The 3,179-nt window shown below is 70.0% G+C and carries 3 protein-coding genes and 1 pseudogene; 3 read left to right on the top strand and 1 reads right to left on the bottom strand.

The window, feature by feature from the left end:
• A partial coding sequence (locus C1J00_RS40970) for a hypothetical protein (protein ID WP_102913912.1) occupies positions 1 to 753 on the bottom strand: 753 nt, incomplete at its 3' end.
• A gap of 263 nt (positions 754 to 1,016) precedes the next feature.
• Between C1J00_RS40970 and C1J00_RS40965 the strand changes: the two genes are divergently transcribed.
• From C1J00_RS40965 to C1J00_RS40955, 3 genes and pseudogenes are all read left to right on the top strand, one after another.
• Positions 1,017 to 1,367 carry a chorismate mutase gene (locus C1J00_RS40965; protein ID WP_102913911.1) on the top strand — a complete coding sequence of 117 codons (351 nt, stop codon included), beginning with the start codon at positions 1,017 to 1,019 and terminating at the stop codon, positions 1,365 to 1,367.
• A 138-nt stretch (positions 1,368 to 1,505) separates the two neighbouring features.
• Positions 1,506 to 2,052, top strand: a pseudogene (locus tag C1J00_RS40960) (response regulator).
• A 58-nt stretch (positions 2,053 to 2,110) separates the two neighbouring features.
• Positions 2,111 to 3,179 (top strand): M1 family aminopeptidase (locus tag C1J00_RS40955; protein WP_281262798.1); only part of this gene is annotated, 1,069 nt, incomplete at its 3' end.

Here is a 3,179-nt window from a genome sequence, read left to right as displayed (position 1 = left end):
GAACGCGTACCGCACCCCCGGCTGCGGCGGATCCGACGGCCCGTGACGCCGGTCCCGGGCGTACCGTCGCCGCCCCGCCCACCCCGCCGCCGTCAGCGGCGGCTGCCGTTCATCGAGGCGGGCCAGCTCCATCCCCTTCACGTACGCCGTGTACGCCTCCGCACTGGTGAACCACGCCGACGGGTCCTCCCCGAAGACCAGCGCCCGCTTGGCCAGCACGTACCCGAACTCCTCCGGCGTGAGATACCCCAGCTTCTGCGACGACGCCCCGTCCTCCCGGTACGCGTCCAGCAGCAGCCAGCCCGCGCCCAGATACGTCGTCGCCGTGTCCGTGAGGATCTCGTTTTCCCGGACGCCCGGGAAGGACAGGTCCAGACGATGCAGGTACACGTGCATCACCTCGTGCGCCAGGGCCGCCCCGATGTCCCGCCGATGGTCACGGAACCGGTCGTTCAGCTCCACGAAGTACTCCGGCCCGGCCGCGAGCTCCACGTTCGCCGCATGCCGCATCCCCCGGAAACTCACGACCAGCCGGGCATCCGGCAGCCGGTAGTGCCGCACCAGCTCGTGCGCCACCCGCTGCGCCCCCAGATACAGATCGTCGGTGTCGCAGAACGCCACATCCGCGGGGACGACACTCGTCGCGAACGTCTGGACGGTGTCGTACGACAGCCGCCTGTACAGCGCCGTGATGGCGGCCCGCACCGTCTCCAGATGCGGGTAACCGTGCTCGACCGGCCCGTCGCTCGCCACGCCTCACCCCCAGGGACGCCCCGGAACCCGGTTCCACTGTACGAGGGCGCCCCCCGCCGCGAGCGGCGAGCGGACGGCGAAAACCGGTCGTCCCCGCCCGGGCGCCCCCGGCGCAATCCGCGCCGTGACCGGCGAACAGCACACCGTCGCCGCCTCGCTCCGGATGGACGGCCAGGACGACGACCCATCCACGAACGGCTCTCACCGCCGAAGAATGAGACGACCGACGGCCACCCCGCGCGATCCCCGTAGGCTGACGCCCCATGACCACCAGCAACACCGGTTCCCGTGACGCCGACCCCGCCGTCCGTGAAGAGCTCGCCCGGCTGCGCGACAGCATCGACAACATCGACGCGGCCGTCGTACACATGCTCGCCGAGCGCTTCAAATGCACCCAGCAGGTCGGCCACCTCAAAGCCCGCCACCAGCTGCCGCCCGCCGACCCGGCCCGCGAGGCCCGCCAGATCGCCCGGCTCCGCGCCCTCGCCGAAGACGCCAAGCTGGACCCGGCCTTCGCCGAGAAGTTCCTCAACTTCATCGTCGCCGAGGTCATCCGCCACCACGAGCGCATCGCGGACGAAGCGCTCAACGGCTCCGCCACCGGCGCCAACTGACCTCGCGCACGCCCCGGGGGAGTGACACGACGGCCCGCTCGCGACATGCTGCCCTGTACACAGCATGTCAGCTGACGAGCACACCCCGTCAGTGTCCCGGACTTACTCTGGTCCTCCACGAGGGAGGGGCGTCGGGCCATGCCGTCGGATACCAGGATCCTCATCGTCGACGACCACGAGGACACGCTGTACGCGCTGGAGAGCGCCCTGGCCCCGCTGGGCTACCAGCTCGGCCGGGCCACCAGCGGCGACGAGGCACTCAAGCAGGTCCTCCGCGGCCAGGTCGGCCTGCTGCTGCTCGACGTGCGCATGCCCGGCGTCAGCGGACTGGAGGTCGTGCGCTACATGCGGCGCGTGGAACAGACCCAGCACATCCCCGTCATCCTGCTCACCGGCTTCGGCGCCGACCACGAACTGACCACCACCGCCTTCCGGCTCGGCGTCGCCGACCTCGTCCTGAAGCCCGTGGACCCCTGGGCCCTGCGCACCAAGGTCCGCTACCTCTACGACGCCCACCGGCGCCACCTCGCCCTCGAACGCGAAGTGCACCACCTGCGCTCCCTCGTCGCAGAGCACACCGGGACCACCGCACACCCCCGCACCGGACTGCCGCACCCCGACGCACGCGTGCCCACAACGGCCCATGGGGGCGCACGCCGGGGAGCTCGAAAACGACCGCGCCTAGAGCGGACATCGGGCACGTACCGATCCGCCTCTGTGCCTTGCCGACGCCATCAGGCAGCATGTCACGCATGTCCGTACTGACGCGCGACGAAGCGCAGACCCGAGCAAAGCTCCTCGACGTCCACCGCTACACCATCGAACTCGACCTGACCCGCGGAGACGACACCTTCGACTCCCGCACCATGATCAGGTTCGCTGCCCGCGTGGACGGGAACACCTTCGTCGAGCTCAAGCCCGCCGAGCTGCGCTCCGTCACCCTCGACGGACACCCCCTGGACCCGGAAGCCCTGGACGGCAACCGGCTCGCCCTGACCGACCTCACCGCCGGCGAGCACGAACTGCGCGTGGACGCCCGGATGCGCTACTCCCGCACCGGCGAGGGCATGCACCGCTTCACCGACCCCACCGACGGCGAGACCTACGTCTACACCCAGCTCTTCCTGGACGACGTCCAGCGCGTCTTCGCCGCCTTCGACCAGCCCGACCTGAAAGCCGTCTTCGAACTGTCGGTGAAGGCCCCGCAGGACTGGACCGTCCTCGCCAACGGCATCACCCACAAGGCCGACGGCGTATGGAAGACGGCCCCCACACCGCTCATCTCCACCTACCTCGTCGCCGTCGCCGCCGGCCCCTGGCACTCCGTACGCACCGAGCACCGCGGCCTCCCCTTCGGCCTGCACTGCCGCCGCTCCCTCGCCCCCTACCTCGACGCCGACGCCGACGAACTCCTCGACGTCACCCGCGCCTGCTACGACCGCTACCACGAGAAGTTCGACGAGCCCTACCCGTTCGACTCCTACGACCAGGCCTTCGTCCCCGAATTCAACGCCGGCGCCATGGAGAACCCCGGCCTCGTCACCTTCCGCGACGAGTTCGTCTACCGCTCCGCCGTCACCGACACCGAACGCCAGACCCGCGCCATGGTCATCGCCCACGAGATGGCCCACATGTGGTTCGGCGACCTCGTCACCCTCAAGTGGTGGGACGACATCTGGCTGAACGAGTCCTTCGCCGAGTACATGGGCTACCAGACCCTCACCGAAGCCACCCGCTTCACGGACACCTGGACCGACTTCGGCGTCACCCGCAAGTCCTGGGGCTACGACGCCGACCAGCGCCCCTCCACCC

The sequence above is a fragment of the Streptomyces cahuitamycinicus genome, from assembly GCF_002891435.1.
Lineage (GTDB): Bacteria > Actinomycetota > Actinomycetes > Streptomycetales > Streptomycetaceae > Streptomyces > Streptomyces cahuitamycinicus.
This window is presented reverse-complemented; position numbering and strand designations above follow the sequence as displayed.